The sequence below is a fragment of the Microcystis sp. M165S2 genome (assembly GCF_020245885.1).
Taxonomy (GTDB): Bacteria; Cyanobacteriota; Cyanobacteriia; order Cyanobacteriales; family Microcystaceae; genus Microcystis.
Genome location: NZ_JADBTZ010000154.1, coordinates 1 through 3,497, shown reverse-complemented (window position 1 = coordinate 3,497; position 3,497 = coordinate 1). Strand labels below are relative to the sequence as shown.

5 protein-coding genes and 1 pseudogene are annotated in these 3,497 nt (G+C 46.0%); 1 reads left to right on the top strand and 5 read right to left on the bottom strand.

Translation table 11 applies throughout. The features are described from left to right. Positions 1 to 51: 51 nt before the first annotated feature. From IM479_RS08205 to rpsO, 4 genes are all read right to left on the bottom strand, one after another. Complete coding sequence (locus IM479_RS08205; protein ID WP_287699355.1) at positions 52 to 708, bottom strand: Uma2 family endonuclease; 657 nt, start codon at positions 706 to 708, stop codon at positions 52 to 54. 64 nt (positions 709 to 772) lie between these two features. Continuing rightward, a complete protein-coding gene (aroF, locus tag IM479_RS08200) occupies positions 773 to 1,828 on the bottom strand; it encodes a 3-deoxy-7-phosphoheptulonate synthase (protein WP_287080041.1) in 1,056 nt (351 codons plus the stop codon). A gap of 58 nt (positions 1,829 to 1,886) precedes the next feature. Beyond that, the gene (locus IM479_RS08195; RefSeq protein WP_002763019.1) at positions 1,887 to 2,351 is read right to left on the bottom strand and encodes a PAM68 family protein; all 465 of its coding nucleotides are present in this window, start codon (positions 2,349 to 2,351) and stop codon (positions 1,887 to 1,889) included. Between the two features lie 24 nt (positions 2,352 to 2,375). Continuing rightward, positions 2,376 to 2,645, bottom strand: coding sequence for a 30S ribosomal protein S15 (rpsO, locus tag IM479_RS08190; protein ID WP_002738807.1), 270 nt, complete (start codon positions 2,643 to 2,645; stop codon positions 2,376 to 2,378). A 277-nt stretch (positions 2,646 to 2,922) separates the two neighbouring features. Between rpsO and IM479_RS08185 the strand changes: the two genes are divergently transcribed. After that, entirely contained in the window at positions 2,923 to 3,252 is a 330-nt protein-coding gene (locus IM479_RS08185; RefSeq protein ID WP_287080037.1) for an NAD(P)H-quinone oxidoreductase subunit M, read from the top strand. Between the two features lie 112 nt (positions 3,253 to 3,364). On the opposite strand, the pseudogene IM479_RS22565 reads toward IM479_RS08185, so the two are convergent. After that, a pseudogene (locus IM479_RS22565) lies at positions 3,365 to 3,497 on the bottom strand (RNA-guided endonuclease InsQ/TnpB family protein); the annotation flags it as partial.

Below are 3,497 nucleotides of genomic sequence, written 5' to 3'. Positions count from 1 at the left end.
TAGTATTTAACTCTAGAGGAACTGTCACCATAATTACCTCGACTGCTCTAGTTAATTATTTTTAGCTAGTTGACTAACAAGCCATGCTCTTAAATTCTTTTCTGCCCTGACTTCATCCTCTTTAGCAGTGGCTAAAAATTCATAGAGTTTAGTTTTCGGAACTAGGGGAAAAGTGGGACTAAATTCCCCTTCCTGATAAACCCCCTTGTCTAACCGATAAATGCGCCAGATTTGTCCATTAAAACGCCATAATTCCGGCACTCCCAAACGGGCATAAAGTTCTAATTTATTAATATCCGTGTGGGTAATATCCACTTCCACCACTAAATCTGGTGGCGGATCTTCAGTTAAATTAATCCTTTTTCCCAGCACTTTAGCCTGATTTTGAATGTAGTAGGCATTGTCAGGTTCTGCTCCTCGTTCTAAATCTTCCCTAGCTAGAGTTGTGGAACCCATACTTTTAATTTTTAAACCCAATTCTACCACCAAAATCCGAATAAATAATCCGATTAATTCTCTGTAAAACTCGTGTTCTTCTAGGGGCATAGTAATTTCTAAAGTACCACGATCATAAAATAAATGGGCGCGATTATTTTCCCCTAGCGCCTGTAAAATTTGCTGATAGGATAGCCAATTGAGATGATAAAAAGTAACCCGTCTTTCTGCCCGGATTTCGCTAGTATTTAACTCCAGAGGAACTGTCACCATAACTGCCCCGAAAAGCGAAATTTATGCCCAAAAAAGGGGGTTGATTCACCCCCTAATCATCTTATTAAACCAGTGCTGGAACTTGAGGCCAACGCCCGATCGTCTTACCAATGACCGCTAACTCCTGAGTTAATCGATCGAACCGGTCGGGGGTCAAGGATTGCGGCCCATCAGATAGGGCCTTCGCCGGGTTAGGATGTACCTCGATCATCAAGGAATCGGCCCCAGCTGCCAGGGAAGCCATGGCCATGGTCGGGACATATTCCCATTTACCCGTACCGTGGCTAGGATCGATCATGATCGGCAGGTGAGTTAAAGTTCTTAAAACGGGAATACAGGATAAATCTAGGGTATTGCGAGTATATTTACTGTCAAAGGTGCGGATACCGCGTTCGCAGAGAATGACACTGCTATTTCCTGCCGCGAGGATATATTCTGCCGCCATCAACCAATCTTCAATAGTGGCCGCCATGCCGCGCTTGAGTAGGACCGGTTTCGGTTGCGCCCCAACTTTTTTCAGGAGGGAAAAATTCTGCATATTGCGCGCCCCCACTTGCACCACGTCGGCTATTTCGACAATCTTATCGAGATCCGCCGCGTCCATTACTTCCGTGATAATACCCAAACCACTGGCATCTCTAGCCGCCGCTAGTAATTCCAAAGCGCTTTCCCCGTGACCTTGGAAAGCATAGGGAGAAGTGCGGGGTTTGTAGGCACCACCGCGGAGGAATTGCGCTCCGGCTGCCGCCACTCGTTTGGCAGTTTCCACGATCATCGCTTCATTTTCCACCGAACAGGGGCCGGCGACAATGCTAACGGTATGATTTCTGCCGATGGGGATAACACCGTTAGGAGTGGGGACTAAAACCTCGCTGTATTCGCCGTGACGGTATTCTAAAGAGGCGCGTTTGAAGGGTTGTTCGACTCGCAGGACGGTTTCGATCCAAGGGCTTAATTCTTGGATTTGTAGGGGGTCTAATTCCCTGGTTTCTCCGACTAAACCGATGACAACTTTATGCTTACCGACGATTTTTTCGGGACTTAATCCCCATGCCTCGAATTCGGCACCGATGCGCTCGATTTCAATTTCCGGGGAACCAACTTTCATGACAATAATCATGGCATTAACCCTTGATTTTTTTCTTTAATCTCTATTGTTGACGATTTCTAGAGGTTATCTATTTTTCTTCCACTTCTTTTTTGCCGGACCGCCACGCGGCGATCGTTCTGCCAAAATTAGCTTGAAATTCTTGCCATCCTAGCCAATCCCCCACCCGATCCTCATCCCAAGAAGCGGAGAAGATGCCATAACTCAGACCGATGAAACCTAGACCAAATAGGCTTAAACTGACGAGCATGGCGACGTAGGAAGGGATTTCGAGAAGATCGTGGCTAATAATCCAGTAGAAGCCAAAAAAGGAAGCTATCCCCAGTGCCGTCGGCAGGCCACAAAATACCGCCATCCGTTTGGCCATCCGTTGACTGACCACTTGCGGAATCGCCTTTAAGCTGGTTTCCTCGGAGCGATTTTTTAGGGGCGGTGGCACGGGACTAGGGGCAATTTTCGGGGTTTTTCGCTTATTTTGGCGCGGCTCAAAGGGGAGACGTTCTTTTTTCTCCGTCGATTTCGATTCAGAGGCCATGGTAGGGATGCAAAGGGGGTATGCTTAACGGCGAATTCCGAGACGACCAATCAGGGTTTGATAACGTTGTTGATCTTTCTTCTGGATATAGGTTAACAGTCCCCGACGACGACCAATCATCTGGAGTAATCCCCGACGGGAAGCATGGTCTTTCGGGTTAGCTTTCAGGTGTTCGGTCAGTTGGTTGATTCTCTCGGTTAAGAAAGCTACCTGTAACTCCGATGATCCTGTATCGGTTTCGTGGGCCTGATATTGGCTGATTAGTTCTTGTTTTTTGGTCTGGGTTAAGGCCATAGGACTCGTGATCTCTGCTTAAACACTGCAACCTATCATAGTATCACGTTTCTGGTCGATCCGTAAACATTGTTCGGGAGACAGCCATCTCAGTGATCAGTTATCAGTTACCAGTTATCAGTGGGGGTGTTAAGTGAGCAGTACATGGGTGACAGTAACAGTGTTGTCTTTTCACTGATTACTGTTTACTGTTTACTGATCACTGAAAAAAAACTTCCCAATTCCGCAAATCATGGCAAAATCTTAGACATAGCGTCTAACTTACCCTGAAGATTCCATGCTGTTAAAATCCACGACCCGTCATATTCGCATTTATACGGCTGAAGTAAAAAATAATCAATTCATCGAGAGTAACAATGTCTTGACTCTTGATGTGGATCCCGATAATGAATTTAATTGGGAAGAAGTGGCTCTCAATAAGGTTTATAGTAAGTTTGATGAATTGGTAGAATCGTACAATGGGGAAGAACTGAGCGAATATAATCTCCGTCGCATCGGTTCAGATCTAGAACATTTTATTCGTTCTCTCCTGCAAAAAGGGGAAATTAGCTATAATCTCAACGCCAGAGTGCAGAACTATAGTATGGGTTTACCGAAATTAGGGTGAACGATTCCGCGTACCTTCCCCACCCGGACACCTAGGGGGGTGGGGAATTTGCCTCGCGGCAATGAGGAGTTTCACTCCTTGGGGGTGAGGGAAGAATTGCCTGTTATAGTTACTAATTCTGTACGCAAACGTCGCACTTTGAATCAGCTTTGTACGCTTTGACCCGTACAGGGCTAACTACAAGCCTCTCTATCGGATTCTTGCTAAATGCAACCTCTCCGACTACCTTTCTCCCTATATTTAAT